General features: G+C 44.2%; 19 protein-coding genes and 2 tRNA genes. 9 read left to right on the forward strand and 12 right to left on the reverse strand.

What is annotated here, in order from left to right:
- Positions 1–61: 61 nt before the first annotated feature.
- Genes FEN17_RS27285 through FEN17_RS14915 form a run of 4 tightly spaced genes read left to right on the forward strand, consistent with a single transcriptional unit; the run spans position 62 to position 4,370 of the window.
- On the forward strand, positions 62–205 hold the full coding sequence (locus FEN17_RS27285; RefSeq protein ID WP_171037930.1) for a hypothetical protein: 144 nt from the start codon (positions 62–64) through the stop codon (positions 203–205).
- Between the two features lie 25 nt (positions 206–230).
- A complete protein-coding gene (locus tag FEN17_RS14905) occupies positions 231–497 on the forward strand; it encodes a hypothetical protein (protein WP_138366139.1) in 267 nt (88 codons plus the stop codon).
- 36 nt (positions 498–533) lie between these two features.
- Complete coding sequence (locus FEN17_RS14910; RefSeq protein WP_138366140.1) at positions 534–3,560, forward strand: sensor histidine kinase; 3,027 nt, start codon at positions 534–536, stop codon at positions 3,558–3,560.
- Positions 3,561–3,563: 3 nt separating this feature from the next.
- Complete coding sequence (locus tag FEN17_RS14915) at positions 3,564–4,370, forward strand: LytR/AlgR family response regulator transcription factor (RefSeq protein WP_138366141.1); 807 nt, start codon at positions 3,564–3,566, stop codon at positions 4,368–4,370.
- A 60-nt stretch (positions 4,371–4,430) separates the two neighbouring features.
- Here the strand turns inward: FEN17_RS14915 and FEN17_RS14920 are convergent.
- Both FEN17_RS14920 and FEN17_RS14925 read right to left on the reverse strand, forming a co-directional pair.
- A tRNA-Leu gene (locus FEN17_RS14920) sits at positions 4,431–4,516 on the reverse strand.
- Positions 4,517–4,582: 66 nt separating this feature from the next.
- Positions 4,583–4,655: transfer RNA gene (locus FEN17_RS14925), tRNA-Gly, on the reverse strand.
- Positions 4,656–4,941: 286 nt separating this feature from the next.
- On the opposite strand from FEN17_RS14925, the gene FEN17_RS14930 reads away from it, so the two are divergent.
- Together FEN17_RS14930 and FEN17_RS14935 are read left to right on the forward strand one after the other, a co-directional pair.
- Positions 4,942–6,018, forward strand: a complete 1,077-nt coding sequence (locus FEN17_RS14930) for a TerC/Alx family metal homeostasis membrane protein (RefSeq protein ID WP_138366142.1) — start codon at positions 4,942–4,944, stop codon at positions 6,016–6,018.
- Positions 6,019–6,041: 23 nt separating this feature from the next.
- On the forward strand, positions 6,042–10,043 hold the full coding sequence (locus FEN17_RS14935; RefSeq protein ID WP_138366143.1) for an AAA domain-containing protein: 4,002 nt from the start codon (positions 6,042–6,044) through the stop codon (positions 10,041–10,043).
- Here the strand turns inward: FEN17_RS14935 and FEN17_RS14940 are convergent.
- Positions 10,038–10,745, reverse strand: coding sequence for a 3-keto-disaccharide hydrolase (locus FEN17_RS14940; protein ID WP_138366144.1), 708 nt, complete (start codon positions 10,743–10,745; stop codon positions 10,038–10,040). The genes FEN17_RS14935 and FEN17_RS14940 overlap by 6 nt on opposite strands.
- A gap of 135 nt (positions 10,746–10,880) precedes the next feature.
- Here FEN17_RS14940 and FEN17_RS14945 point away from each other — a divergent pair, with 135 nt between their 5' ends.
- A complete protein-coding gene (locus FEN17_RS14945; RefSeq protein WP_138366145.1) occupies positions 10,881–11,270 on the forward strand; it encodes an HIT family protein in 390 nt (129 codons plus the stop codon).
- Between the two features lie 10 nt (positions 11,271–11,280).
- Here the strand turns inward: FEN17_RS14945 and FEN17_RS14950 are convergent, their stop codons facing one another.
- From FEN17_RS14950 to FEN17_RS14985, 8 genes are all read right to left on the reverse strand, one after another.
- Positions 11,281–12,756 (reverse strand): capsule assembly Wzi family protein, encoded by a 1,476-nt coding sequence (locus FEN17_RS14950; RefSeq protein WP_138366146.1) that lies wholly within the window; start codon positions 12,754–12,756, stop codon positions 11,281–11,283.
- A 105-nt stretch (positions 12,757–12,861) separates the two neighbouring features.
- Positions 12,862–14,286: a capsule assembly Wzi family protein gene (locus tag FEN17_RS14955; RefSeq protein ID WP_229208824.1), complete on the reverse strand. Its 1,425-nt coding sequence runs from the start codon at positions 14,284–14,286 to the stop codon at positions 12,862–12,864.
- A 189-nt stretch (positions 14,287–14,475) separates the two neighbouring features.
- Positions 14,476–15,477, reverse strand: coding sequence for a sugar transferase (locus FEN17_RS14960; RefSeq protein ID WP_138366148.1), 1,002 nt, complete (start codon positions 15,475–15,477; stop codon positions 14,476–14,478).
- 467 nt (positions 15,478–15,944) lie between these two features.
- Positions 15,945–16,943, reverse strand: coding sequence for an NAD-dependent epimerase/dehydratase family protein (locus tag FEN17_RS14965; protein WP_138366149.1), 999 nt, complete (start codon positions 16,941–16,943; stop codon positions 15,945–15,947).
- On the reverse strand, positions 16,940–18,073 hold the full coding sequence (locus FEN17_RS14970) for a glycosyltransferase family 4 protein (RefSeq protein ID WP_138366150.1): 1,134 nt from the start codon (positions 18,071–18,073) through the stop codon (positions 16,940–16,942). The genes FEN17_RS14965 and FEN17_RS14970 overlap by 4 nt, the downstream gene beginning before the upstream one ends.
- Before the next feature lie 264 nt (positions 18,074–18,337).
- A complete protein-coding gene (locus FEN17_RS14975; protein ID WP_138366151.1) occupies positions 18,338–20,536 on the reverse strand; it encodes a right-handed parallel beta-helix repeat-containing protein in 2,199 nt (732 codons plus the stop codon).
- A 325-nt stretch (positions 20,537–20,861) separates the two neighbouring features.
- Positions 20,862–21,956, reverse strand: a complete 1,095-nt coding sequence (locus FEN17_RS14980) for a glycosyltransferase family 4 protein (protein WP_138366152.1) — start codon at positions 21,954–21,956, stop codon at positions 20,862–20,864.
- Between the two features lie 13 nt (positions 21,957–21,969).
- Positions 21,970–23,178, reverse strand: a complete 1,209-nt coding sequence (locus FEN17_RS14985) for a hypothetical protein (protein WP_138366153.1) — start codon at positions 23,176–23,178, stop codon at positions 21,970–21,972.
- Between the two features lie 155 nt (positions 23,179–23,333).
- Here FEN17_RS14985 and FEN17_RS14990 point away from each other — a divergent pair, with 155 nt between their 5' ends.
- Complete coding sequence (locus FEN17_RS14990; RefSeq protein ID WP_138366154.1) at positions 23,334–24,467, forward strand: glycosyltransferase family 4 protein; 1,134 nt, start codon at positions 23,334–23,336, stop codon at positions 24,465–24,467.
- 31 nt (positions 24,468–24,498) lie between these two features.
- Positions 24,499–25,272, forward strand: a complete 774-nt coding sequence (locus FEN17_RS14995; RefSeq protein WP_138366155.1) for an FkbM family methyltransferase — start codon at positions 24,499–24,501, stop codon at positions 25,270–25,272.
- 7 nt (positions 25,273–25,279) lie between these two features.
- Here FEN17_RS14995 and FEN17_RS15000 read toward each other — a convergent pair whose 3' ends face one another.
- Positions 25,280–26,422 (reverse strand): hypothetical protein, encoded by a 1,143-nt coding sequence (locus FEN17_RS15000; protein WP_138366156.1) that lies wholly within the window; start codon positions 26,420–26,422, stop codon positions 25,280–25,282.
- Positions 26,423–26,432 lie beyond the last annotated feature (10 nt).

Below are 26,432 nucleotides of genomic sequence, written 5' to 3' on the forward strand. Positions count from 1 at the left end.
TACCAGTTATTTATTCGAAGCATCTTTAATACGAAAATTATCCACCACAAAAAAGAAGAGCATGGTACGTGGCGAGCACATTGCGAAAAAAGAAGGGCTTAAAAAGGCCGGCGGTCGGCTGCGGCGGTTCGTGGAGAAAAGCTTCGACTGGATTGCACTCGTGCTCATTACACTCATCATTCTCCTGACATTGATCTTTTTTTAAACCTGGCTATTCTTAATCTTTTACCATGAAACCGTTTCCAGCTTACCTGATTTTCAGTCTTTTACTTTTGATTTGTTACATTGAAAGAAAGAGTTCCTATCAACCGTTGCGGCCACATGCCTACGCCTCGCCGGAAAATTTCGCGCAGACACCGGCCCATCAGGAAGACTCGTTGATGGTGATGCCTTTTCAAAAACAGCATACTATCAACAACCGTTTTATCAATGGCCTGTTTCGTCCCGCCAATGTTGAGCTGGCGAACAGTAAGGCGGCGAGGATGAAGCTTTTATGAGATAGTTCTGCAAATACATTCTTTCACTCTCATTTTATGAAGTACTTTTTGGTTTTCCTGCTTGCTCTCACCGCTCTCCGGAAAACCAATGCGCAGTCGCCATCGCTTATTCTCGAACATCTGACCACGAAGGATGGTCTGCCTTCGAATGATGTCTGGTGCCTGACCAAAGACCGAAGCGGGTTTTTGTGGATCGGGACGGGGCGCAACATTTGCCGGTACGATGGCTATGATTTTTTGCGGCTCGACAGTTTGCTGCTGGGTTACTGTTCCGGCGTTTCGACTGATTCAAAAGGAGATATTTATACTTCGGTAGACACGCGCGGCTTGTGCAAAATCGACATTAAAACGCTGGAATTCTCCACGGTACTGTTTAATAATTACGATGACACCGATCCCGGAAATGACCTCCACGAGCAGGGCATGGTGGATTCTTACGACCAGGTTTGGGTGTGTGATTATTCATCCGTGAAACGCTACGATACCAGGACCAAGAAGCTGCACCGCTACACATTCTCGGCCACGGCCTCGGGTGGGGACGTTTACCAGTATGCCAGTTTTTTTGAGGATTCGCAAAACCGGCTTTGGATTGTTTCGGAGCTGGGGTTGTATTTATATGATAGAAAAAAAGATAAGCTGATCTGCCAGCTGGGGAATGATGCTGTTTTGGCAAAAAATAAAATCCCGGTGCGCCTCTGCAAGGCTTCTGAGGACGCGGAGGGTAATCTCTGGATCGGCGGATATGAATACGGGCTGGTCAGATATTCGCCCAAAGATCAGTCTTACAGCATTCGCAAGGATGGTTTTGAGCATAACAATGTGCTGTGCGTGCAGGAGTCGACGGATGAAAATGGGCGAAAACTGCTTTTTATTGGTACCAATGATGGCATTAGCGTTTTGTACCCGGAAACCAACCAACTGCATCATTTGCCGGAGTTTTACAATAATGGGATCAAGGTAAATGATATGTACGACGACCGGACAAACGGGATTCTCTGGATTGGTACCAGCGACGGCGTTTACAAATACCGTTACCGGAATATGGGTATCCGTACCATTACAATCCCACCGAACATTGTGCGCCTCCCGGTGCAGATTACCAGCATTGTACCGACGCCGCGGCAAACTTATCTGCTCGGGCTTTCACATTCTGGCGTGATAGAATGCAACCCGGACGGAAACCAGTTCAAACTTTTAAAATATCCTTTCAATGCGCAGGCGCAGCAGTTGCGCTGGATCCAGGGCCGGCCATTTTCTTTTACTGACAAAGGGGTTTTTGTCGGAGATATGGCAAAAGGCAGTTTTTCTGTCTGGAAACCGGGTATTGATCATTTCAAGAACCAGGATTTCCGGGACGGTTTGATGGATAAAAAGGGCCGTCTGTGGATTGCGAATTTGAATGAAGGTTTAAAAGTGATTGATCCTGTTTCAAATCAGGAAATAAAGCTTTGGGATGAAAAGGAAATGCGTAAGCTGGTCAATCTGAGCTATATCAAAGGAATTCTGGAAGGCGTGGACGGGAAAATCTGGATCGGGACTTGTTCGAGAGGACTTTTCTTTTTCGATGAAGAACTGCACCAGTTTACCAACATTGAAAAGCTGCCTTCGAATAAAGGCAGGCGGCTCGGTGGTGATTGTATCAACGGAATGCAACTCACAGATAAGGGTGCGATACTGGTAGCAAGCTGGGGCGGTGTGGCCGAGCTGGATAAAAACGGGCAAGTGCAGCATACATTTTCTTTCAAAAACAGCGCATTAAAAGATACTTACTGCGCCAACATTGCCGAGAGCCCGGACGGACATTTGTGGTTCAGCACCAATGAAGGCATTCACATTGCAAGTCTGGCGACACGAAAAATCCGGTATCTGACCACGATTGAAGGTTTGAAAAGCAATGCGCCGGTCGGTTTCTATTATAACACGGGCAAGGAGCTGATTCTGGGGCATACCAATGCGATCAACATTCTGGATGTTAGCCAGCTTGGGATGCGGGTAAACAGTCCGCAAATTGCGGTAAGCAAAGTGGAAGTGAAAGGCAAAATGCTGATGCGGGACCTGGCGCAGGAAATTGTTTTGAAACCCGACGAGAATGCGATCACATTGAATTTCTCAACATTGAATTATGAACCGACTTCGCAAAATCATTACAGCTACCAGCTCGAAGGTTTTGATCCGAACTGGGTGGAAATGGGCAACCAAAATACCATTTCGTTCACCAATTTGCCTGCAAAAACTTATACATTAAAAATAGTAAGCAGCAATAACGCAGGTATTAAAAGCGTGAAGCCGCTGTTGATGAAACTGACTGTCAAGCCATATTTTATCAATACCTGGTTTTTCAGGATTTTGATCGGGTTGTCGATTGCTGCGCTGATTGTGGGGATGATGCGGTGGCGGTTTAACACATTGGCCGAGCGGACGCAGCTGGATTTGCAGATCGCCCAGTGGCGGTTGAAGGCGCTGCAATCGCAGATGAACCCGCATTTTTTGTTCAATTCGCTTAATTCGGTTCAAAATTATTTGCTCACCAATCGAGGCGTGGAGGGGGCGAAATATCTCTCCAAATTTTCAAAGCTGGTGAGGCGGATCATGGAAAACTCGAACCACCAGTATCTGTCCTTTGAAAAAATCATTGATACCCTGAAAATGTATGTGGAGATCGAGTCTTTCCGGTTCAATCATGAATTTACCTATGTGTTTGACATTGAGGATAATGAAACCCTGATGGACGCCCAGTTGCCGCCGATGCTGCTGCAGCCTTACATTGAAAACGCGATCTGGCACGGACTGATGCCGAAGGAGGGGGAAAAGAGATTGACGATCACTGCCCGGGTGGCGAACGACCACATCATTTGCACGATCGAAGATAATGGGGTAGGGCGTGAGTTTGCGCCGCGGACGGAGGGGCACATTTCGCGCGGCCAGGAGATGACAAGGGGAATTTTCGATTCGCTAAGGCGCAAGGACAGCGAGGCGAAACTTGAACTGATAGATCTTTTTGACGACCAAAATAAGCCTGCTGGAACGCGGGTGAGAATGATTATTCCAATCGAAAACGTGTAGGAAATGCAGCAAACTTTACGTGCCGTAATTATTGATGATGAAACCAATGCACGCGAGGCATTGACCAATTTGCTTCGCATTATTTGCCCCGAAGTCGAAGTGTGCGGCGAGGCGAAAAATGCGGACCAAGGCATCGAACTGATCGGAAAAGAAAAGCCTGACCTGGTTTTTCTGGACATTCAGATGCCTGGGAAAACGGGTTTCGACTTACTGGCCAGCTTTGAAAAAGTCGATTTCGGTGTCATTTTCACAACCGCCTATCAAGAGTACGCCATCCGCGCATTTCGTTTCAGTGCGATTGACTATCTGCTCAAACCGATCGATCCTGACGAACTGCGTGCGGCGGTGGATAAGTTCAAATCCCAGGCCGGGAGCATCAACCCGCAGCAAATCCAAATCCTGCAAGAACATTTAGACCCAGCCAAAGCGCCCCGCCTGATCGAACGGAAGCGAAATGATAACCAGCGCATCGCGCTGCCAACTGCCGAGGGTATACATTTCGTGCAGATGACGGAGATTATTCAATGTGAGTCGCTGGGCTCCTACACCAAATTCCACCTCGTAAAAGGCCCTGCGATCGTCGTCTCCCGCCTTTTAAAGGAATACGAAGAAATTCTCGACAACTTTTATTTCTTCCGCGTGCACCAGTCCAACATTATCAACCTGGAACACATCAAACGCTACGTAAAAGGCGACGGCGGGCAGGTGTGGATGAGTGATAATACGGAAATTGAGGTTTCGCGTAGGCGGAAGGACGAATTTCTGGCGTTGCTGTCGGATTTTTATGTGAATTCGGGGAAGTTGAGATAAGGTGCGGTAGCCACAAAAAAAGAGGCCATCTTTCGGACAGCCTCTTTTGAAAATCTTTTGTACCGGGGACGGGAATCGAACCCGTACGAGCGTTTCGGCTCACAGGATTTTAAGTCCTGCGTGTCTACCAGTTCCACCACCCCGGCATCAGCCTATTTGTGACGATTGGCTTATAGAGAAAAAAAGCACCGTTTCCGGTGCTTTGTACTCTGAGCGAAAGACGGGGTTCGAACCCGCGACCTCGACCTTGGCAAGGTCGCGCTCTACCAGCTGAGCTACTTTCGCGTAACCGATTCGGTTATCGTGGTGCAAATGTATACAGACACACTATTTGACGCAAGTTTTTATAGGAAATATTTGATAAAAATCCGGCCGGTTTTCATTAACAAATTGTAAATCAACACTGCTACGCCTGCATTTTTCTCAACATTTGCCTTCCGTCCAATTTAATTTCTCCACTTTATATTTTGCTTACCTTTGCCAGCTGAAAAAGGATGACTAGTTTAATAGGCTTAATCGGGTAATTCCGCGGCTTTTTCAACGTTCGCTTAACAATCAAAAAGAATTTTTCATGTTTTCCAACGAAGTGCTGTTTTTTGGCGGGTTTATATTGGTGATCACCATCATGCTTCTTCTAGACCTGGGCATTTTTTCCAAGAAAAAAGACCACGTCGTCAAGTTCAAGGAAGCAGCACTCTGGACACTGGCCTGGGTTGCGCTGGCGCTGGCTTTTTACGCGGTCATCCGTACCCACGGCGACATTGTACATGGGGTGGATAATTTTGCCGACCTGGAAAACATTAAAAATAAATATGCTCCCCATTTAAAGCTCGTACCGGGTGATTTTGAAGGCGGCCTCCATCTTTATCGCAAAAACATGGGCCTGGAATTTATCACAGGCTACTTGCTGGAATACGCGCTTTCGGTCGATAATATTTTTGTGATTATCCTCATTTTCTCTTCCTTCGGCGTCAAGCCAAAGTATTACAAGAAGGTACTTTTATGGGGTGTTCTCGGCGCGATCGTCATGCGATTTGTATTCATTTTTGTGGGCTCTGCTTTGATGCAGCGCTTTGAATGGATCATTTACATTTTCGGGCTCCTGCTGGTTTATCAGGGTGGGAAGATATTTTTCGAAGGGGGTGACGAAGAAAAGATTGACCCTGCGAAACATCCCGTCGTCAAGTTCGCATCTAAATATTTGCCGGTTTTCCCAAGATATGTGCGCGAACATTTCTTTGTATTAAAAAAAGGAAAATGGCTGCTTACCCCGCTTTTTGTGGTGGTACTGATCATTGAATTCACTGACCTGATTTTCGCAGTGGACTCCGTGCCAGCCGTTTTTTCGGTTACCAAAGATCCTTACGTCGTCTTTTTCTCCAACATTTTCGCGATCATGGGATTGCGCTCGATGTTCTTCTTTTTGAGCAACATTATGGGACTTTTCCGCTTCCTGAAATATGGTTTGGGCGTGCTGCTCGTGTTTATTGGTGCAAAAATGCTTGCACATCATTATCTCGAATCGATTGGTTTTCAGACGATTTACTCATTGTATGTAATTCTCGGCATTCTCGCGGTGAGTATCCTGGCGTCGGTTATTTTTCCTGAGAAAAAGGAAGTTGACGGGCCGGTTGTTTCCAATAGTTAGTCAGATGAAGCGTTTGAGTATCTATGAACCGCATTCTGAAAGCCTACTTAAAACGACTTACAAACCTTAGTACACGCAATAAATCCTTGCTGCTCACCAACTTGGCAGCAGAACAATTTATTGATCTTCATGAAACGGATTTTCTTTTAGGCAAATCATCCTTTGAAATTACTAGGCAGCTGATCCAGCGAAAATCGCGCATTGCGCTTTGCGACATTACTGATCCGCGCTATGAAAAAGTGAACGAAGCCAGCAAGCGGCTGCGAAAAATTGCCCGGACCGAAAAATTCATTGAAGAGGAGCGGGGTTCGCAAGATTTGTATGTGGGTTACCCTTTTGTAAAAGGCAAACTCTCCGACGGCACGCCGATACACGCGCCTCTGCTGTTTTTCCCCGTCACATTAAAGATCGATAAAGAGCAGTGGTGCCTTTTTGAGCGCGATGAAATGAACATTACGCTCAACCAGAGCTTTGCTTTGGCTTACGCACATTTCAATGAGGCCCAGATTTTGGATGAGGTGCTCGAAAAGTCGTTTGAAGATTTTTCGACGGATTTCCTTGAATTCAGGACGCAGCTTTACGAGTGGTTGAAGACGACGCCTTTCAGGATCAACTTTAATCAGGAGCTTTTTGAAGATAAGTTAAATGCTTTTCAAACTGTAAAGAGCTCCGAACTGGTTGCTAATGAGCATAATGGTGAGCTGAAATTGTTTCCGGAAGCCGTGCTTGGCATTTTCCCGCAAGCAGGGTCTTACCTCGTGCCGGATTATAATGCGCTGATCGACCAGTTTGAAACGCAGCCTTTTCAGATACCATTAATTGGGGACGAAGATTTTGAGCCGGAAGGCGGCGAGTTGGTTGAAGAGGATACCAGCATTACTTTTAAAAACCGCAACACCAAAGAAGAAGAGGTGCTTACGCCTTTTTCAATCGACGAGTCGCAGGAAGAGATTATTCTGGCGGTGAAATCGGGGCGGTCGGCGGTGGTGCAGGGGCCTCCGGGAAGCGGGAAGTCGCAGCTGATCTGTAACCTGATGTCGGATTTTGCCGCGAGGGGAAAGCGGGTTTTACTGGTTTGTCAGAAAAGGGCTGCGCTGGATGTGGTGTATCAGCGGCTGCAAACGATCGGGATGAATGATTTTGTCGGGCTTATTCACGATTTTAAGAATGATCGCTCGGGACTTTTTCGGCAAATTGCTTCGCAGATCGATAAGGTTGAGGCGTATCGCCAGCAGAATTACAGCCTCGACGCGGTTTTTCTGGAAAGACAATTTACCCAGGAAAGCCGCGCAATCGATCGTACGGTGACAGAACTGAATGCATTCAGGACAGCATTGTTCGATGAAAATGAATGCGGCGTCAGCATTAAAGAACTTTATCTGACGAGCGACCCTGAAAAGCCGAATGTCAGTCTCAAAGAACATTACAAGCATTTTCGTCCCGATACCTGGGACCATTTCCGGAGAAGATTCCGGACATACATTGATTATTCCCTGCTCATCACTGCGGCGCATCCCTGGGCGAAGCGAAAGAGTTTTGCCGGATTCGGAATTAGTGAGCTGCGTGCGATGGAAAACATGCTCTCCGAGTGGCCCAAGGTATTTTCTCAGCAAAAACAAACATTCGAATCGCTGACCGGGGAGCCTTTTTCTCCCATTTTTATAGAAAAACGAAAGGAGATTATTGAGCGGCTCACGGACATTTCCGGGCTGCTGTCCGAACCAGTAAGCTGGGCGTTGTTCAAAAATTACATCGGCTCTTCCGCTAACATGCACGAAAGACTGGCCTTCATCAGACAAACTACCGATGCGTTGGAAGGCTTTATTGAAGAGGGCGGAGTGGAATTTTCACTCGCCAGCGGTCAGTTATCTTCATTTTCTCAATCCTTGAAAAAGGCCATCGATGCGAAAAAGTCGGCAGTGACGGGGCTTTGGTGGGATATGTTTGGGAAAGAAAAACGGGAGGTTGAAAAGGTGGCTGGGGAGAATGGGCTGACGTTGTCAGCGGATGATCTTGCGAAGCTGGAAATCAGATTGAAAAACCGGCTGGAACTGGAAAATTGGCTGAAAAATCCTTCGCTGGGTTTTGATAGTAAATATCTGAATGATAATAGTTTAGATTCGGGACAACAACATTTAGAATTTTTCAGGCAGGCTGAAACCGCAGCCGACGCGGTAGTCCGGGCAAACATTGAACCCTGGTTTGGGATCATTCAAAAAATACAATCCGAAAAATCTGATTTGAGTGATTTTTTAAAAACCATTGCTGCACTTAGAAAATGGCTGGAAGTCTGGAACCGTCTGGAAAGCGCTATGCAGCCATTTTTGCTGCCTGAGCAGATCAAGAAATTGGTTTTGGATCCTGAAATGTATGGCACCCAGTTATTGGGATCGCTGCGGAAAGATTTCGATTCCCTGGTAGATATGGACCGGCTTTGGGCCGAAATGTCGCTGCCCGAACATGCCGTGACGCGGCTGGTGATAGATGAGGCCAGAAAACGAGATTTGATTCAGGTAGCTGATATCATCGGCCTTTTTGAAAACAGCATTAAGCTGGCCTGGATCGAGCACATTGAAACAGAAAATCCGCAACTCAGGGCGGTTACCTCGCTGAAAATGAAGCAGTGGGAGGAACAGTTGCAGGAAAGCATTACACAAAAACAGAAGCTCAGCAGCGACATTACCAACATTAAGCTGAGAGAAGGCACTTACGAAGATGTGGAAAAAAACCGGCTAGGAAACCGGGTGACTTACCGCGAGCTGGGACATCAGGTGACCAAGAAAAGAAAAATCTGGCCGATCCGAAAGCTGTTGGAAAGTTATTCCGATGAAGTTTTTTCACTGATTCCCTGCTGGATGGCGTCACCGGAAGCGGTTTCTGCCATTTTTCCCATGCAGGCTGCATTGTTTGATCTCGTGATTTTCGACGAAGCTTCACAATGTTATGCAGAATATGGTTTGCCCGCAGCATTTCGCGGAAAGCAAGCAGTGGTGACCGGCGATAGCAAGCAGCTTTCGCCCAGCGATTTATACAAAGTCCGCTACGAGGACCGTACTGAGGAAGAGGAGTATTCAGCCGCGATTGAAATCGAGTCACTACTTGATCTGGCGGCGCAATCTTTGGATCAATATCAGCTCACAGGACATTATCGCAGCCTTTCACTTGATCTGATCGACTTTTCTAACAGAAATTTTTACAAAAACACGTTAAAACTGCTGCCCGATTTTAACCGTATTAATGATGAGCAGCCGGGCATCCAGTTTATCAAAACGGATGGAGTCTGGAAAAATAATGTCAACCTCGTCGAGGTGCAAAAAGTGACGGAGCTTTTGCGGGAATTAAGTACTGAAGACAAATCCATCGGCGTAGTCACATTCAATTTTTTTCAGCAGCAGGCAATTCAAGATAATCTTGAAAAAGAGGGGATTTCGGCCAAAGACCTTTTTGTGAAGAACATCGAGAATGTGCAGGGCGATGAGCGCGACATTATCATTTTTTCCATGGCGTATGCGCCGGATGAAAAGGGGAGGATTGCGATGCAATTTGGTACACTGAATATGCAGGGCGGCGAAAACCGGCTGAATGTGGCCGTGACACGGGCACGGGAGCGTATTTATTTTGTGACAAGTCTCTGGCCTTCCCAACTGCAAACCGAACAACTCGCCAATGCAGGTCCGAAGCTGCTGAAAGCGTATCTGGAATATGCACTGGATGTCTCAGAAGGCAGATTTCAGCCCGTGCCGCTGTCTGTTAAACAATTCAGAAGCGACTGGCTGCTGAAAGAGCGGCTGCTGAAAATGCAGCCTGCTTTTGAGAAAGAATTGCCCTTCGGTGACATTACGGTAAAAGAAGAAGGGGTATATAAGGGCTTGATCCTGACCGACGACGACCTGTATCACCACAGTAAATCGTCGAAAGAACCTCACGCTTATCTACCCCTTTTGTTGCGACTGAAAAACTGGCCGTTCAGGCGGGTTTACAGTCGCGAATACTGGTCCAATGTGCTGGACGATCAGATTTTATAATTCTTTGATGCGAATGTTGCGGAAAGAAACCTTGTTGCCGTGATCCTGCAAAGCAATTTTGCCTTTTGAAGAAGCGCCGAAACCTTCCCAGGTTTTGAATTTGCTATTAGCGACCAATTTATCCCACTCAGCGCCCTGCGTTGGGAAATCGACTACTTTCTTGCCATTCAGCCAGCTTTCGCCGTGGCCACCTTTGATCACGATTTTTGCTTTATTCCACTGTCCAGCCGGTTTTACCGCTTTGAAATCATTTGGAGGCAGCATATCATATAAAGAACCTGCTTTGTGGTTCCCATCTTTTCCAGCTTTTGCATCCGGATGTTTTTCGTCATCCAGAACCTGGATTTCGGGACCGGTAGAGTAGGGGCAGCAATATTTTTTGTCCTCGATCACGTGGTAAATGATCCCGCTGTTTCCGCCTTCCGAAATGCTCCATTCAAGTTCGAGCTCAAAATCACCGTATTCCTTGTCGGTAACCAGGTCTTTGCCTCCTTTTTCAGCGAGTACAATGGCATTGTTTTCTATTTTCCATTGTGGTAAGACTTTGTCGGACTGCCAGCTGTGCCAGCCATTCAGGCTTTTGCCGTCAAAAAGCGTTACCCATTTGCCTTTTTGCGCATCGGCGTCGGTGCCGCTGAATACCAGGGCAGCGATAGCGATAACAGATGCTTTACCGAAAGCTTGCCAATTTTTGCGATTCATGTCTTGTTTGTTAAATGGTTTGGATCACAATATTAAGTACTTTTAAGCATCTAATTACTTATGCAATCCGAAAGTTGAGCGGCCATTTGAAGCTGCGTTTTCTAACAAGCTTTTGGGCAATAACTTAAAATTTCAATGGCTTCTATATTTTCCAAGATCGTAAACTTAGAGATACCTTGTCACAAAATCGCTGAAAACGATAATTTTCTGGCATTTCTGGATGTGTTTCCGATCGCCCCGGGGCATACGCTGGTGATCCCGAAAAAGGAGATCGATTACGTTTTTGATCTGGACGATGAGCTGTATACCGGACTTTTTCTATTTGCCAAAAGCATTGCGCCTGCCTTGCAAAAAGCGATTCCCTGCCTGCGGATCGGTGTGAGTGTGATTGGCCTGGAAGTGCCTCATGTTCACATACATTTACTGCCGCTCAATTCGATGGCGGATGCGGATTTTGGCAAAAAGCTGAAATTTTCGCAGGAAGAACTGGCAGAAACTGCGGCGAAGATCCGGAGCTGTTTTTGAGTTTAGCCTCTTAATAAAAAGAAAGATCTTTCCTTAGGCCTAAGGTAAATCCATGCGTTTTGCGGTATAGATCGCCCAAATCGGTGGCGTAGGCGCCTTTTAATGTTAATCCGCCAAGTACATCCAGTTTTGTTTGCAGGGATATCAGCCCGGAGAATTGTTTGGGCGAACCGTGAAAACGTTCAAGATAGGTACCTGAATTACTGGAATAGGAAAGCTTGGTATACCATTGAATTTTACGCATCAATGTACCTCTCAAACCCAAATGGTAGAGCAGCACCCGGTTATTATTAGTAAAGTTATCCGCATATAAAGGCCATTTCCAGCTTGTTTGTGAGGTCGGCGTAATAAATGGTGTCCCGATTGTGCGGTCAAAATACGACCAGCCGTCCCGTACCTGCTGGTTATTGAAATAATTGTCATGACCCCGGTACTTACCATTTCCAAGTACAAATACGTCGCCACCCTGATTTTTTGTGAAAAGTACTTCAAAGACACCTTCGGTAATTTCAAAATCAGCGCCGTAAGAGTATTTCTTTTTAATGCGCAATCCCGTCAATCCGTCGGAAAGGTTGGTCAGATAAAACAAGGAGCCGTCTTCATAAACAAACTGGCGGTAAAGCAATATGCTGGCGCCGTAGGTCTCTATTTCAAGGGCGGCGTCTATTGAGCCGAGGTGATTTCCAATTCGACTTGTACTATCAAAGTTCGTTTGATTATCCCCAGACCCGCCAATGGTTCCAAAAACTGCGTGAAAGTAGTTAGAGATGCCGTCGGGGAGTTTGCCATCTTTGGAGGCTAGATAAGGAGATTTACCACCCCACTGTACCTGATGATTAAACCCTCCGTATAATTTTACTTTCGAAGTTGCCTTACCAATCCGCATGTAAAACGATTTCTGGTGGAATTTCAAGCCGCTGGTGATCGGCCTGCTCTTTTCAAACAATCCATCGGAGTAAAATGCCTGAAAGGCCAACCAGCCTTTTGTGAAAGGAACATTTACAAACTTCATAGTTCCAATCTGGATTTTTGGAATAGGCAGCGCATTGCCCGACCAGGCATAGGAGCCTGACCCTAGTGTTGAATCAGCTAATCCTACCCACTGTTTTTTACGGCCAACAAAGAATTCCCAGTTCTTAAATCTTAATGATGCATTGAGCTGCGGCAGCAGTATTTTCGGATTTGCCGTATAATTCCCGACGGCTTCCACACTTAATCCAGCCCGCCAGATATTCCTGTTGGTAGAAAGCGGCCAGTAATGTTCCAATCCTACCCGCGCCGTGCCCCCAGGGCCTGTGACGGGTACTGTACCAAACTGATTTGCCTGAATCCAGAAGGGCGTATGGCCATTATTACTGCCCATTCCGCTTACTTCGAAATAGTTTGTAGTAGAGTCTTTGTAGGTTTCGGGTTGCTTGGTTTCAGTTTGTGAAAAACCGATGAGGGGGATTAAAAAAAGAAAAAGAATGGAGTTGAATGATCTCATATTAGCAACCGGCAGCTCGTTCGTAATGTGTATAATGTATCGTGGTTACGGGCAAAAATAGGTATAACTTATCTGTATTCATATTGTGCGCCAAAGGTCACTTACTCATTTGTCAAGAAAGCCGCTTTTGCGGATGCCAACGAGAAGTCCATAGGAATTAGGATATAATGCGCCTACATCGGCAGAAAGGCCGGAGAAAACGCTGCATCCTTTGAAGACTTTCAGATCCTTCTCAGCACTGAGCATGACGGACGCCTGCTGCTTGACTTCATCATAAGCACTAAAAAATGTGCCAGAGTTTCGTGAATAAGTACCTTTAAAGCCCAGTCGGAGATTTAGCCAGCTTGCAGTAAATGCGCCATGAAAAGCCCAAAGCCTGTTGTTATTGGTAAATTCGGAGGAGCTTCTGGGTAAATCATCCTTGGTAGTACCGGTTGCCGGGATCAGCGGTGTGCCGATACCGCTGCCGAAATACGACCATCCCCGCCGATAAATGTAGCTGTTGTAGTAGTTACCGCGCTCAAAAATAACCAGATCCGATAGTGGGTTTTTGTTGATTTGATTATGAGTGCCAAGCACTTCCACAAGAAAAGATTGGAAAGTGAAATAGGTAGAGCCTTTGGGAGGTTTGTTGTTCCGCTTCATACTGACCCCGTTTAAACCGTCCTCATAATTGATCACCTTGAAAAGCGACCCGGTTTCGTAAATGCTCTGACGGTAAAGCATATAAGTCCAATTTGTGCCTTTCCACTCGCCGCCAATGTCAATTGTCCCGAAATGGTTGCCCACTTTTCTGTAATCCAGCGTCTTGCCAATGATGGTGTAGTAATACGCTTTCGTCATTTTCATTTCGTAAATCGGATTGAGCTTGCTTTCCCCTCCCCACATCGCCTGGTGATTGACGCCAGCGTATATTTTGAATTTTTGAGAACTGTTGCCTAAACGGATGTAAAGTGACTTTTGGTGGAAATACGTATTAGGAATCCGGATCGCGCTGCCGTAATTGATGCTGCTCGGACCGAGGTAGCCATCGGAGTATAAGAATTTGAACGAAACAAAATTGTTGGTAAAATACAGCGGGAAGTATTTCGGGATTGAAATCTGCACCTTGGGATAAGGTCTTGCATTTCCTGCCATCGCGAGTGAGCCGGATGTTAATGTTGTGTCAACCAGTCCCATCACCATATTTTTCTGTCCGGCCAGTACTTCAAAAATGCCGATTTTAGCCGCAACGTATGCGTCTGAAAGAAAGGCATTTCCTGTTTTTCCATAACTGCCAATTCCCTGGATACCAGCACTCCACTGAAAAAGCCGCGGATTATTCGGATTGTAAACTTTATACAGCCCAATATTAGCAAGAGCGAAGTTTCCATCTAGCGGAACATTCCCGTTTTGGTTGGCATGCTCCCAGAAAGGTGTCTGGTCGGTAGCACCTGCGGCTACAACTGAGGCATTAAAGTAAAGTGTAGAGTCTTGAGCGTAAGCGGTAAACGCGAGACAGGTAATGCAAATAAATAACCAGACTCGCATCTGAATGAATGGGCGCGGCATGTAACTGTATAAAATTTTCTCCCCCGTGTTGATTTGTTATTTTGCCAAAGTTATCGAAAAGTGTGCCTTTTGATTTTGTACGGAATATGCAAATAAAAAACTCTCCGACCAGCGTTCTGACCCGAGAGTTTCAACTAAGATAACTGTAAATTCTTTCAAAAAATCAGATTAGCGGCCTCTTTTCTTAAAGATTACAACTGCGGTAAGCAGAATAATTTTCAATTCAAGCGCCAGCGTCCAATTTTTGATGTAATACAAATCATACATCAGTTTGTGACGGGCATCATATACGCCGGCTCCATATGTGTACATCACCTGCGCATAACCTGTGATCCCAGGCTTAATGTTGTGGCGCATATTGTAATATGGAATGGTCTCATCGAATGTCTCTGTAAAAACCTGTCTCTCAGGTCTAGGCCCGATGAGAGAAAGGTCTCTTCGGAAAATATTGATGATTTGCGGAAGCTCATCAATCCGGCTTTGCCTCATGAAAGAACCATAAGCAAATGCCCTTGTATCGTTTTTCTTGGAAAAGGATGCTCCGTGTTGTTCAGCGTCAAGTCCCATGGATCGAAACTTGATGCAATGGAAAGCGGTGTTATTAATACCGACACGTTCCTGATAAAAAAAGACAGGTCCGGGAGATTCCAACTTTATTCTGAAATAGCTTAAAATCCAGAGCGGAAGCGTAAAGAGGAACAGAATGATCGAAACGGTTACATCGATGATTTTTTTCGGATACCTTACTCTTCGACCAAATACTGGTATCGTAAAAAGATTAGGATTGATTTCGGAAACGTCGTCCGGGATGTACACTTTTTTAAGGATCTTCTCGCAGAAATCGTAAACAGTATTGATCCTGATAGATTTGTTCTTTCTGACAACCAGTTCATAAATAACCCGGTTTCTCTTATCGTACTGCGGATTGGTAACCAGGTGGATCTTTTCGAATTTATCCAGTAGCGGTCTGACGGTGTGATTCAGAAGATAGTCATCGTCGGAACTGTGCGGGATTAAGATGATCTCCTTATACTTTTTTAGTAGTAGTGCGAGATCATATTTTTGAAGAAAGTAATCGTAGCTTGTGACAATCAAAACTTCTTCTGAAACGGCGGCTTTACCAAGAAGGCGGTGCACATACCTCCGCTCCGATACGTAAGTGTTGCTCATATGTGTGTATTTTTAATAAGGGATAGTGTAGTAAATGACAAATGCAAATCTTCGAAGCACAAGTTTAGGCAATAACTTTTACAAAATGAAATTATGGTTCTTTTAATATGAATATAAATTTTCATAGAAATCACTATTTACTGCTACTTCTGAACATTTGGTGAAATACTGTAATTGCTATCCGAGAAACTAGTTGTACGCCTCCTGACAAAATTTTATTTGCTCACAATATCCCACGAGCAATTCTCATAAATCATGCCAGGAAGTGGCGTTTAGTTAGGCTTTAAGCGCAGATAGGCCCGTTGCTTAGAGCATTCTCATCGGCATCGGCGACGTTTCATGTATCCGTTCATGAAACTTGATAGAAATAATTTAAAGGAATTTTAATCCGAGGCTTATCATGATATTGCGTTTGGAACGCAAAAAGTGACATTATTCCCCAAAGTGAGGAGTGGTAGTAGTGCTATCTAGCCGTGATATTGCTTATACCAATTCACAAAATTCTCAACACCAGCCTCGATATTCGTCCCTGCCCGGTAGCCCGTAACTCTTTCGAGCTCTTCAGTATCCGCCCAGGTCGATACGATATCTCCCGGGATCATGTCTTTCAGATTAATCTGGGCATTTTTCCCGAACGAACTTTCGAGGCACTGAATAAAGTGCATCAAGTCAACCGGCCGACCATTTCCAATGTTATAAACCTGGTACTTTTCCGGCATCGCTGATTGGATCACTGCATAAATTCCCGCTACGATGTCGTCAATATACGTAAAATCCCTTTTCATCTTACCATGATTATATACGTTTATGGCTCGATCATCCTGAATTGCTTTTGCGAAAAGGTATGGCGCCATATCCGGACGACCCCATGGACCGTAAACCGTGAAGAAACGAAGCCCCACCGTAGTGAATTGGTAAAGATGGCTGTACGCATGCGCCATCAATTCATTGGCCTTTTTTGAAGCTGCGTAAATGTTGATTGGTGTCTCGGATTTTTGGCTGATCGCAAAAGGCTGTTCCGTATTCAAGCCATAAACACTTGAACTACTGGCAAAAATGAGCTTGTCTGGAGTATGTAGCCGGCAGCATTCCAGGATGTTGAAAAAACCTTCTACATTGGAAGAAAGATAACTTCTCGGATTTTCAAGACTGTACCGGATGCCCGCCTGCGCGGCTAGGTTGATCACAAATTCGAATTTCCTCGTTTCGAAAAGGTCCACCAGCTTGTCCATTTCGATCAGATCCATTTTGTAGAACTCATACGTGCCGTCGGCATTCCGGTAATAATTTTCAGAAACCGGTGCATTTATATCAATTCCACATTCGCGAAGACGATCGTGTTTGAGGGATACGGAGTAGTAATCGTTGATATTATCGATTCCTACCACAGCATGTCCTTGACTGATTAATTTTTTGACCAAATGAAAGCCTATAAACCCAGCTGCTCCGGTTACTAAAACACTCATAAGTTGTACAACTTAACGATTTGACTAAAAACTGTTTCTTCTGAAAATTCGCTGAGGGCCAGCTTCCGGCTCGCATCTCCAATCGCATTCCAGTTCACTTTTTGCGAAATAAGGGTCTCCACTGCCGTTTTAATGGCTGACACTGACCTGGGTTCAATCATCAGCCCGTTCTCGCCGTTTTTGACAGTCAGATTACAGCCTGGCACATTGGTAGTAATCACTGGCAAGCCGCATGCCAGGGCTTCCAAAATGCTTCTGGGAATGCCTTCGCGATAATAACTCGGTAAAATGAAGACATCAGATTCGCGCAGAAACGTCGGAATGTTGTTCTGGCGTCCCAGAAAGCGGATCAATTCGCTGTTTTTGAATTGCTCAATGTAATCCGGCGTGACTGTCCGTGGGTTATGATAATCGGGCTCACCAATGATTTGTAACTGAATGTTTTGCTTTAGAAATTCAGGTAATGTTGAGAAAGCTTCGACCATTTCCCGGATCCCTTTTTCCCAGATCAGCCGGGTTGTGCAGAGGAAAATCAGTTTTCTGGATAAAGTAGCATAATTGATGGGCGCTTCCCTCGGTGAAAACTTCGTGATATCCACCCCGCTACCTTTCACCAGCTTGATCTTTTCTCTAAAACTTGATTTGAAGAGAAAGTCCCCGTAATCGTCCGGATTTTGGATGATCACCAGATTGGCGCGGAGAAACTGCAAAAAGAACAATATCTGCGAAAGCAACTTTAAAATACGGTACTTGAAATCGGTATTGGCAAATGCAATCCCAAGTCCGGCAATGTGCAGGATTACTTTTCTTTTGGTAAAAATATTGGAGAACGCATTGATCAGGTTTGGGACAAACTTGAAAGAATGAACAATTCCGATCTGGTGCTTACTTGCAAAACCTCGCACTTCGAAAAGCGCTTTGATCAAAGAAAGCGGATTTTTGACCGCCCTTGCAAGGTTTGAATGTTCGACATGAATGCCCTCTTGCTTGATCAGATCAATATAATTGTCGCTTGGAAGGAGGACAAAAACCTGAAAGCCTTCCTTTCGAAGATACCTTGCAAGCGGCATCCGGGCTTTATAAAAATCTTCCCCGTCGTGAGCCAGGAGCAGAATGTTCTTATTGCTCATGTGACGCAAGAGATTGGTTGCCAGAAAATGAAATAACCGAAAATGGCAGGTTTGACCGGAGGAAGCGTAAAAATTGTAATCTGGTCTTGACTGGTAAAAGAAGCATGGAATAAAAAAGTGTGTATAATAACAAAGCTTCAAAAGTACTGGATTATGTCAAGTTTAAGTGATTTTTAAAGCTGAAATTTTTTTTCCGGCTAGTTACATAAAAGAAAAGACTGGCTGAGTATGAATCGGCCAGTCTTTACACAATTTGCTTGGTTACTAAGGCTGCACTGTCCAGGTGCCGGTCATTGATTTAATTGTCCAGGTATTTGCGGATGTCTTTCTGAGCGTCATCCGGCTGCCTACAACCTTGCTCATGATCCACTTTCCATTGGTCGCAGAGAGCGGCAGAATGTTGTCTGTCACGTTCGGAACAATATAAATTCCCTGTGGCGCTCTTACTTCAATGGTTATTTCCGGCCAATTTGCATTCACTTTTCCTAAAACCACATTTTTCGGGGCTGTTGATGTCTGATTAATATATAATTGCTTGAAATACGTATAATCCGCTATCGTACTCCATCCTCCTATCTCATGCACCATCGTCTGATTTTTGTCAGAAATGTTGACCTCAGCATTCGCAATCATGTTTGCAGCCATATAAGTATCGACGGTCTTAACCGGGTCCACGATGCTGCAGTTCAGGATCGGGTTGTTGGTGTTCCAGTCTTTAAAGCTGAACGCCCTTCGCGTTAGTTTTGTGGTTCGGTTATCCAGGACTGACGGATTGATGATGTTGATATTTCCAATATTAGTATCACCGTTATCGGCAGCTTCTCTGTGAATATAAAATGCTGCTCCGGCAGTGGGCGATGTGCTGGCAGACGTATTACAGTTGATAACAGTTGGGTTTACGACCATGACCGGAAATGCACGATAACCCCAGTTCCGGGATACAAAGCCGCAAAGCTTATTGTTTTTCCAGGTTGCATTTTCAACCACCAAAGAACCAGTAAGTGCACCTTTTACAGAGATTGCCAGAAAACCGTACTGACTTCCATCATCTACATGACCGGACACTACGACGTCGACAGAATTGCCGGTATTGGCAAGAGCGCCTGGGCATACCATGACTCCTGGGCCTCTGTTTCCCCCGGTTTTCGGGTTTTGAATGCGGATGCCTTCCAGCCGTTGATCAGCATTGCTCATTTCCAGGTCGATACCCGCTTGCGGTCCTTCACCATTTGAATTAGTCGCGATCGGATTCAGAATTTCAATATTTCTTCCACTTACCACCGAGATTCCCTGTCGTCTGTTATTATTGGCAGATACATTTATCAGTTTGATATTTTCGCTCACCTTGCGGACACTTCCCGAACCAATGTAAAAACCATCGCCGCCGCTATCATTCGCCTCCATACCTTCTATGACTGCATTCATCACGCCCTCCATCGAAATGATGTGTCGCGCTTGCCCAGAAGTATATTTTGCTTTTTGGTCTTTAAAAACAACCCCTGTGCCTTTAATTGTAATGTTATTAACATCATACATAAACAGCATTTTCTGGGCTGCCGACAAAGTGCCCATTCCTTCAACCACTGTTCCTGACTCAAATGTTAAGGTAGAATTGCTCCATATCCTGATTGTTTTGATGCGGTAGGAGGCTACGCCTTTTGGAAAGAAGACATTTCTATATCGCGCATTATCGAGGATCACCTGGATTTTCGCAGACTGATCCGTGGTTCCGTCCGCGACAACGCCAAACCAGTTCACGTTCACCGCACCTTCGTAAACCCGCTCGTATCGACGTGCGGGTGGTGCCAGGATAGTCATCGCCCCATCGTCGGCACCGGTTGCTGTCGGGTTTAATCGAAACAAGCCACTTCTGCCTGTATCGGTGATGAAAACGGCTTTTGCCGTGTCAGCTACCCCTGCACGAACTTGCGCAATAGTCAGGTAAGGAATATATCCAACTGTTGCAGTGGTGGCAGACACCCTCGCGTTTGAATCTTCCTCAGCCGCTGCAATATTGTCATCCGGCTTAAATGATAGCCTGGAAACTTCTATATAGGTACTTTGATTATCTGCTTTTCTATGACTTCTGAGCAGTTGAAATACCCCATCACCTGAGTTTTGGGTAAACTTTCCTTTTAATGTGTAGGAAGCGTAAGGTTTTGTAGAAGAAAGTTCATCTCCGACAAAGTCGGTAAATGTTCCACCTGTTTGTTCAAACCCCTGAGGGAGAATCAGTTTGAGGCGAAAGGCATTGGCGCCTTCAAAAACAAAGACCGTGTTAGCGGGAATGTACATGTAGCTCGCACGAATAATAATCTCGAATTCTTCGTTTAAACCAACCTGTGTGGCCGTCGTGCTTACACTAAACTTGATGGGATCAATTAGCGGTTTTGAGAAGCCTACGTTTGCAACCAGAATCAAAAAGAGGGCAGAAACCAGCAAATGCTTTAAAGATGTAACCACAGTTTTTCTATTATAGTTGTTATGAATGACGACAAATGTAAAAAACATTTTCTACAACTATGTAGTATTAGTAATTAATTCTACAAGTCAATTCATAAGAATTACTTGTTTATACGGATTATTTTGTGGATAGTTCGCTGGAAAATCGGGATTTAAGAATCAAAAAAAATTTTTTCGGAAATTTTCGCTGAGTTAAATATTACTACAAGAATTTGAAATAGCAGATCTCTGCACTTGTCGGAAGCTTGACATTCGCTAGAGAAGCGAGAGAAGGAGAGAAAGTATGAAATTTGATCGGGGAGCGGATGCAATCCGGATCAGAAGATCAAGGTGTTTCGAGTTGTTCTATGAGTGAATGTGCGTACACTTTTTTACCTAAAAAGTGTCGATTCGCAGTCTTTGATATGTCGAGGTAAAGTGACGGTTCTTTAATAACGTTTAGAACTTTGTCAAAATCTGCTTGAGAATAATCTTTGTCCAGAATATTTACCAGTACAGCCGATTTCATGTCTTGAGTATAATTCGCAATCTCTCCAACCGGCGATACCACGCAAACCAGCCCGTTTTGCATCGCTTCCGTAACACTCATCGCCATCCCTTCCGCAAAGCTTAACTGAACGTAAAAATGATACGCTGAAAACAAGGGCCATTTCTGATTTCCGTCCACCTCGCCCTTGAAATGCACAAAACTGTTGGCGGAAATCTCTTTAACAAACGTTTTTAGTTCATCTTCGTAGCCGTCATCATTCTTTCCGTAAATGTCCAATATGGCGTTTATATGTTGCTTTCGGAGCCAGCTGACCAGTTCAATTGCCGCAGGAAGATTTTTAACCTTATTTATTCTTCCCAGGTACATAAAACGAATTTCGTCCTGAACATTCGGCGGCACAGGGCTGGGCCAGGACGGGGTAGGGCGGGTTAAGAACGATACCACCTTCACCTCAGCCTTTGGTCGAAATTCTTTCTCGACAAAAATCTTGGTGGCGATACTATCCGCTAAAACTACGTCGGCTATGGACGCAGCTTTTTTATTGAAGAACCTGGCGGCATAATGTGGATATCCGGTATTATGGATGAAAGCATAGAACCGGATCTTTTTTCGAAGAAGTTTAGCGAGTATTCCGAACATTACGCCGCGCCACAGGGAGCAAACGAGTAGGTCAGGATCGTTTAATAAAATTTGTCTGATAATTTTTGGCAGAGCCAGAGGATAGAAATAAAGCGGATAGGAAAGGGGAACGAAGACATTTCTTTCCTGCGGAGACAAATGAGCAACCATTTTAGGATCAACCTTGCCTAGTACTATTACCCGCAGATCATATTTCTGGGAAAGAGCCGGGATGGCCGAAATCAGGGCAACTTCCACGCCACCTACTGCAATGTCGTGTAAAACATAGGTTAATTTTTTTCTTGAATTCAATGTGTGTCGGCCGCTAATTAATTAAAACCTTGTTACTCTTGTTTGCCTGGTCAATCATTCTTTTGATTTTATCATCTTTCACCCGGGTTTTCATAGTAAATGGTTTACCCTGATGTATCAATTTCAGATTAGTCAGCGTGTACTTCACACCGCCGTTTCTAGATTCTTCTGTACCCTGAAAAAAGTAATAATTGGGTTTTGCAGTGTTTTTGATGATCGTCGGGTTAATGATTGTAAACGTGCCCGTAATATCCTTTGTGTCATATTTAGACATATCGCCGCTTCCAACTGCAAATGAAGCTCCATAAGCGATTGGACTGTCAGTGAAGTCCGTCCAGTTTTTGATCAGAATGTCAATCTTATTAGGCCCGCAGGTATTTTTTGTGAAAATATTGTAAAAGTTTGTAGTAGCAAGCACAGGACCCAGATTGTTTTTAGTTTCCAGATTGTAAAACTTACAGTTTACATACCTGCTGGTGCAATCATTTGGCTCAAAAGATAGAGCAGTTTGCGGCTTCACAACTTTTGTTTTGTCTTCTTCACCAGTCCCTTCAATGGTAATATCGCTAAACTTCCCATTAATAATTCCCGTCACCAGCATTCCTACCCGCGTTGCATCCGTCACCGTTAACTTGTTAATAGTAATGTCGCGGCTTTGCTTGGACCATTGTACCCGGACAGTCACACCGTCTCCTGAATTTTTATCAACCCTGGCATTTGAGACAATTACATTTTCGGGTGCATACATGGCGATCCCGGCTCCGTACATGGAAGTAATGTACCCTTCATTCGCCTTACTACCGATCAGATGAATGCCATCAATGAATACGTCTTTGACATCCCACCGAATGAACACCATATACCCATTTGTCTTGAGGCTTTCAGGACATACGAGGGAACTGCCTGCCGGAAAATAAAGCCTGTTTCCAGAGCTTACGATAATGTGACTCTTATAATTCTTAAATGAATCATCGATCCCGATCGAAATGGCGTAGGGCGGGAACTTCACGTATTTGTTCTCTTTCAAGAATTTGTTGATGTAAGGAGAATAGTTAAAATCCTTCACGATCTCACCGCCGCTTACACTTTTCAGATATGGTTCAATAGCAACTCCATACTTGATCGTGCTGTCGCGGAGCATTTTTTCGCGTGACTGTGCCTGTAAATCCGACCTCACGGCGGCAAGTGCGGTGATTAGAAAGCAGAAAATAATGTTTTTCATAGTAACTGACCGTCTACGGTGTTAGAATCTAGTGTTCATATAGTATATGCAAAGAAAACCTTAAAATCTTGCCAGTTCGCCTAGTGGATAGATTTTGATTAGGTTGCGTAAAAAAAGGTGGTAGATTTGTAAAAACACACTTGCTAAGTTCCAGGATGAATATTTCTTACGTAACCACTTACAATGCAAATGATATCCATAACTGGTCAGGGTTAGGATATATGATCGCAAAGGCGCTCGAAGGCCAAAATAACCATATCGACTATATCGGGAACCTGACATCTTCTCCCAATATAGAAATGTACCTTAGGAAGCTCTACTTTAAGGTTTTAGGAAAAGATTTTGATTTTGGCCGGGAGATTCACACTGCGCAGCAATACGCCCGACAAATTTCGCCGCGAATAAAGGCCAATACGGATGTTATCTTCTCCCCTGGTACCATTCCCGTATCGCTGCTCGAAACAAACAAACCCAAAGTATTCTACACGGATGCTACGTTGGCTGGGATGATTGGTTTTTACAAGTACCTTTCCAACCTCTCGTCAGTCAGCATCAAACATGGAAATTTTTTGGAGCAAAGCGCTTTGGACTCCTGTCAGTTGGCCATTTATTCCTCAGACTGGGCAGCTAACACCGCTATAAAGCATTATGGGACAAATCCCGAAAAAGTGAAAGTAGTGCCTTTCGGATCTAACCTCGATTCGGAAAAGAGCATCGATGATATCAAGTTACTTATTTCGCAGAAGAGCAGGCAAGAATGTCATCTATTGTTCCTGGCAGTGGACTGGGAGCGGAAGGGTGGTGATTTGGCTTTGCAGATTACGCGATCACTAAATGAGCAGGGTGTAAAAACGATTTTACATATCGTTGGAATCAAGGAATTGCCTTTTGATAAAATCCATCCATTTGTCCGTACTCATGGCTTCGTAAGCAAAGCCAGCAAGGAAGGAAAGGATTTGATGAATGAACTCATTGAAAAAAGCCACTTTCTAATCCTCCCAACCCGCGCGGACTGTACGCCGGTTGTATTTTCAGAAGCGAATTCTTTTGGTTTGCCATGCATTACCACAGAAGTGGGCGGCATTCCGACCATCATCAGGGATGGCATTAACGGTCGGGCCTTTTCTCTGAATGCAGCGCCCGAGTCTTATGCTGAATACATTGAATCCATTTTTAGTGACTGGAACCTGTATGCTGATTTGGCGCTATCTTCATTCAATGAGTACGAAAGCAGGCTAAACTGGAATGTCGCAGGTAAAACGATAACACGGTTAATGGCTGACTTATAAATGTATTTCTAATTCAAACTAACTATACAACATGCTTAAAGCTCTTCAAAAACTGCTGCCCTATCTGATTAATCTTGGTGTAATGAATGGTATACTTTACCTGATACGCCGAAAGTTGAGGTCAAACCGCGTAATTAATTTAGCCGGAATTAAAAATCCTATTTATCTAAGGCCAGGAACGTCTGATGGAGGCGTTTTTGGGCAGATATTTATCCAACATGAATATCAAATCAACCTCAGTTTTGAACCGAAAGTAATTATTGATGGTGGCGCGAACATTGGTTTGTTCAGCGTGTATTTTAAAAATAAATACCCAGCGGCAACGATCATCGCCATTGAACCTGATGAGGAGAATTTTGAAATGTTGCAGAAGAATGTTGCAGGATACTCTGACATACATTTAAAAAAGGCTGGATTATGGTCTAGAAATTCTCAAACGAGAATGGTTGATAAATATAATCTGGGGAAGTGGGGAATGGTAATAGAAGAAGTTCCGGATACCGGCGGGAACAAGGAGGAGTTCAATACCCTGACAATAGATAATTTACTTGAAGAATTTAATATCGAATATATCGATCTGCTAAAACTAGATATTGAGACTGCGGAAAAACAGCTTTTTACCGAGAATTTTGCAACCTGGCTTCCGCGTGTCAAAGTGATTATTATAGAATTGCATGACTGGATGCAGGCCGGATGTTCAAAGCCGTTTTTTGAAGCGATCAATCAAACATTTGATACTTATAGCTTTGGCCAAAAAGGGGAGAATACGATAATAGTTAATAGAGATCTGGTATATAAACAATGATTCTTTTTCAGCCTTTTATCAAGGATTTTAGTTGATATGCTAAATTTTCAGCCCCCATATACTCATATTTAAGTTTTCTAATGTTAGCGACAAACATCGGATAATCGTCACCTTTAATGAGCTCATCTTTGTCCGCATTTAGAATGAATGCATTAAGCTCTTCCGGGGTTTCAAAAGAATAACCTACCTGACCTGCAATACTTGTGTAAAAATTGAAATAATCGTTTCGAACAAAAAGAAGCGGAATTTCTGCATTGACCGTGTCCCAAAATGACCCACTTGCACAGAGGGAATAGTCAGAATTTTCGTAATAAAATACAGTGAAATGCGACTCTCGTATCAGCGAATCTAATTCCTTACGGGTAAATGAGCCGAAATCCTTTTTATAGTTTACAAACGCATTGAGATATGGCAGCATATTTTTATAAACCCTGCCACAAATGTTAAATTTGTATGGCAAGCCTTTTTTGTTGGACTCCTCTGCCAGATTGAAAAAGTAGTGTGTATTTTTAGCTTTTGTAGCTACACCCAAGGTAGCGAAAGTAAGGAAATTAAAATCTTTTTCAGATTTTGTTTGGGAAGTAAAAGGATACGGATGATCGAGCACAACGGCCGATTGTTTGGAAAATTCAGGAAGAACATTGATTAGGTTCTTGTAAATGCTCTGTCCTAGAATAATGTACGAAACATTCGGACTCACCTTTGTTAGTGCTATCTTTTGAAAAAACCCCCAGATTTTATTTAGGAAGTGCTTGTTGAATTTAACAGATTCAAGTTCGCCATGCATGACTATCGACACGGCTACTTTCTTACTTCCAAATAGTTTGAATAAAAAATGTGCTAATGGATGTATCAGCAATACAACGACTAGCTTTGCTCGATTTTTCCTTGCCAATTGAATAACCTTGGATAAAGCCTTGAATTGGTGGTAAGCGCGGATAAATTCTTTTAGCCCTCCTCGTTTGTTGTAAACCGGAATTTGGTTGAATGCAATATTCCTCGTATCTGAATCCAGATTCTGGATGTGTGTCGCTTCACCGTAGAATTGAATTTGTTCTTGCGGATAAGCGATAGGCAGCAATTGCAGAAATGACCTGTTAAATTGTTCATGCTGGACATCCACCGACGCCACATCCGTAACATAAATCATAATACGCTGT

Source organism: Dyadobacter luticola, assembly GCF_005860805.1.
In the GTDB taxonomy this organism is placed as follows: Bacteria; Bacteroidota; Bacteroidia; order Cytophagales; family Spirosomataceae; genus Dyadobacter; species Dyadobacter luticola.

Excerpts from the sequence above, each read along its gene's own strand:
- FEN17_RS14955 (WP_229208824.1), bottom strand. The coding sequence starts at position 14,286 with ATGCGAGTCTGGTTATTTATTTGCATTACCTGTCTCGCGTTTACCGCT.
- FEN17_RS14905 (WP_138366139.1), top strand. The coding sequence starts at position 231 with ATGAAACCGTTTCCAGCTTACCTGATTTTCAGTCTTTTACTTTTGATT.
- FEN17_RS14910 (WP_138366140.1), top strand. The coding sequence starts at position 534 with ATGAAGTACTTTTTGGTTTTCCTGCTTGCTCTCACCGCTCTCCGGAAA.
- FEN17_RS14945 (WP_138366145.1), top strand. The coding sequence starts at position 10,881 with ATGGCTTCTATATTTTCCAAGATCGTAAACTTAGAGATACCTTGTCAC.
- FEN17_RS14970 (WP_138366150.1), bottom strand. The coding sequence starts at position 18,073 with ATGAGCAATAAGAACATTCTGCTCCTGGCTCACGACGGGGAAGATTTT.
- FEN17_RS14940 (WP_138366144.1), bottom strand. The coding sequence starts at position 10,745 with ATGAATCGCAAAAATTGGCAAGCTTTCGGTAAAGCATCTGTTATCGCT.
- FEN17_RS27285 (WP_171037930.1), top strand. The coding sequence starts at position 62 with ATGGTACGTGGCGAGCACATTGCGAAAAAAGAAGGGCTTAAAAAGGCC.
- FEN17_RS14950 (WP_138366146.1), bottom strand. The coding sequence starts at position 12,756 with ATGAGATCATTCAACTCCATTCTTTTTCTTTTTTTAATCCCCCTCATC.
- FEN17_RS14915 (WP_138366141.1), top strand. The coding sequence starts at position 3,564 with ATGCAGCAAACTTTACGTGCCGTAATTATTGATGATGAAACCAATGCA.
- FEN17_RS14995 (WP_138366155.1), top strand. The coding sequence starts at position 24,499 with ATGCTTAAAGCTCTTCAAAAACTGCTGCCCTATCTGATTAATCTTGGT.
- FEN17_RS14960 (WP_138366148.1), bottom strand. The coding sequence starts at position 15,477 with ATGAGCAACACTTACGTATCGGAGCGGAGGTATGTGCACCGCCTTCTT.
- FEN17_RS14990 (WP_138366154.1), top strand. The coding sequence starts at position 23,334 with ATGAATATTTCTTACGTAACCACTTACAATGCAAATGATATCCATAAC.
- FEN17_RS14985 (WP_138366153.1), bottom strand. The coding sequence starts at position 23,178 with ATGAAAAACATTATTTTCTGCTTTCTAATCACCGCACTTGCCGCCGTG.
- FEN17_RS14935 (WP_138366143.1), top strand. The coding sequence starts at position 6,042 with ATGAACCGCATTCTGAAAGCCTACTTAAAACGACTTACAAACCTTAGT.
- FEN17_RS14965 (WP_138366149.1), bottom strand. The coding sequence starts at position 16,943 with ATGAGTGTTTTAGTAACCGGAGCAGCTGGGTTTATAGGCTTTCATTTG.
- FEN17_RS15000 (WP_138366156.1), bottom strand. The coding sequence starts at position 26,422 with ATGATTTATGTTACGGATGTGGCGTCGGTGGATGTCCAGCATGAACAA.
- FEN17_RS14930 (WP_138366142.1), top strand. The coding sequence starts at position 4,942 with ATGTTTTCCAACGAAGTGCTGTTTTTTGGCGGGTTTATATTGGTGATC.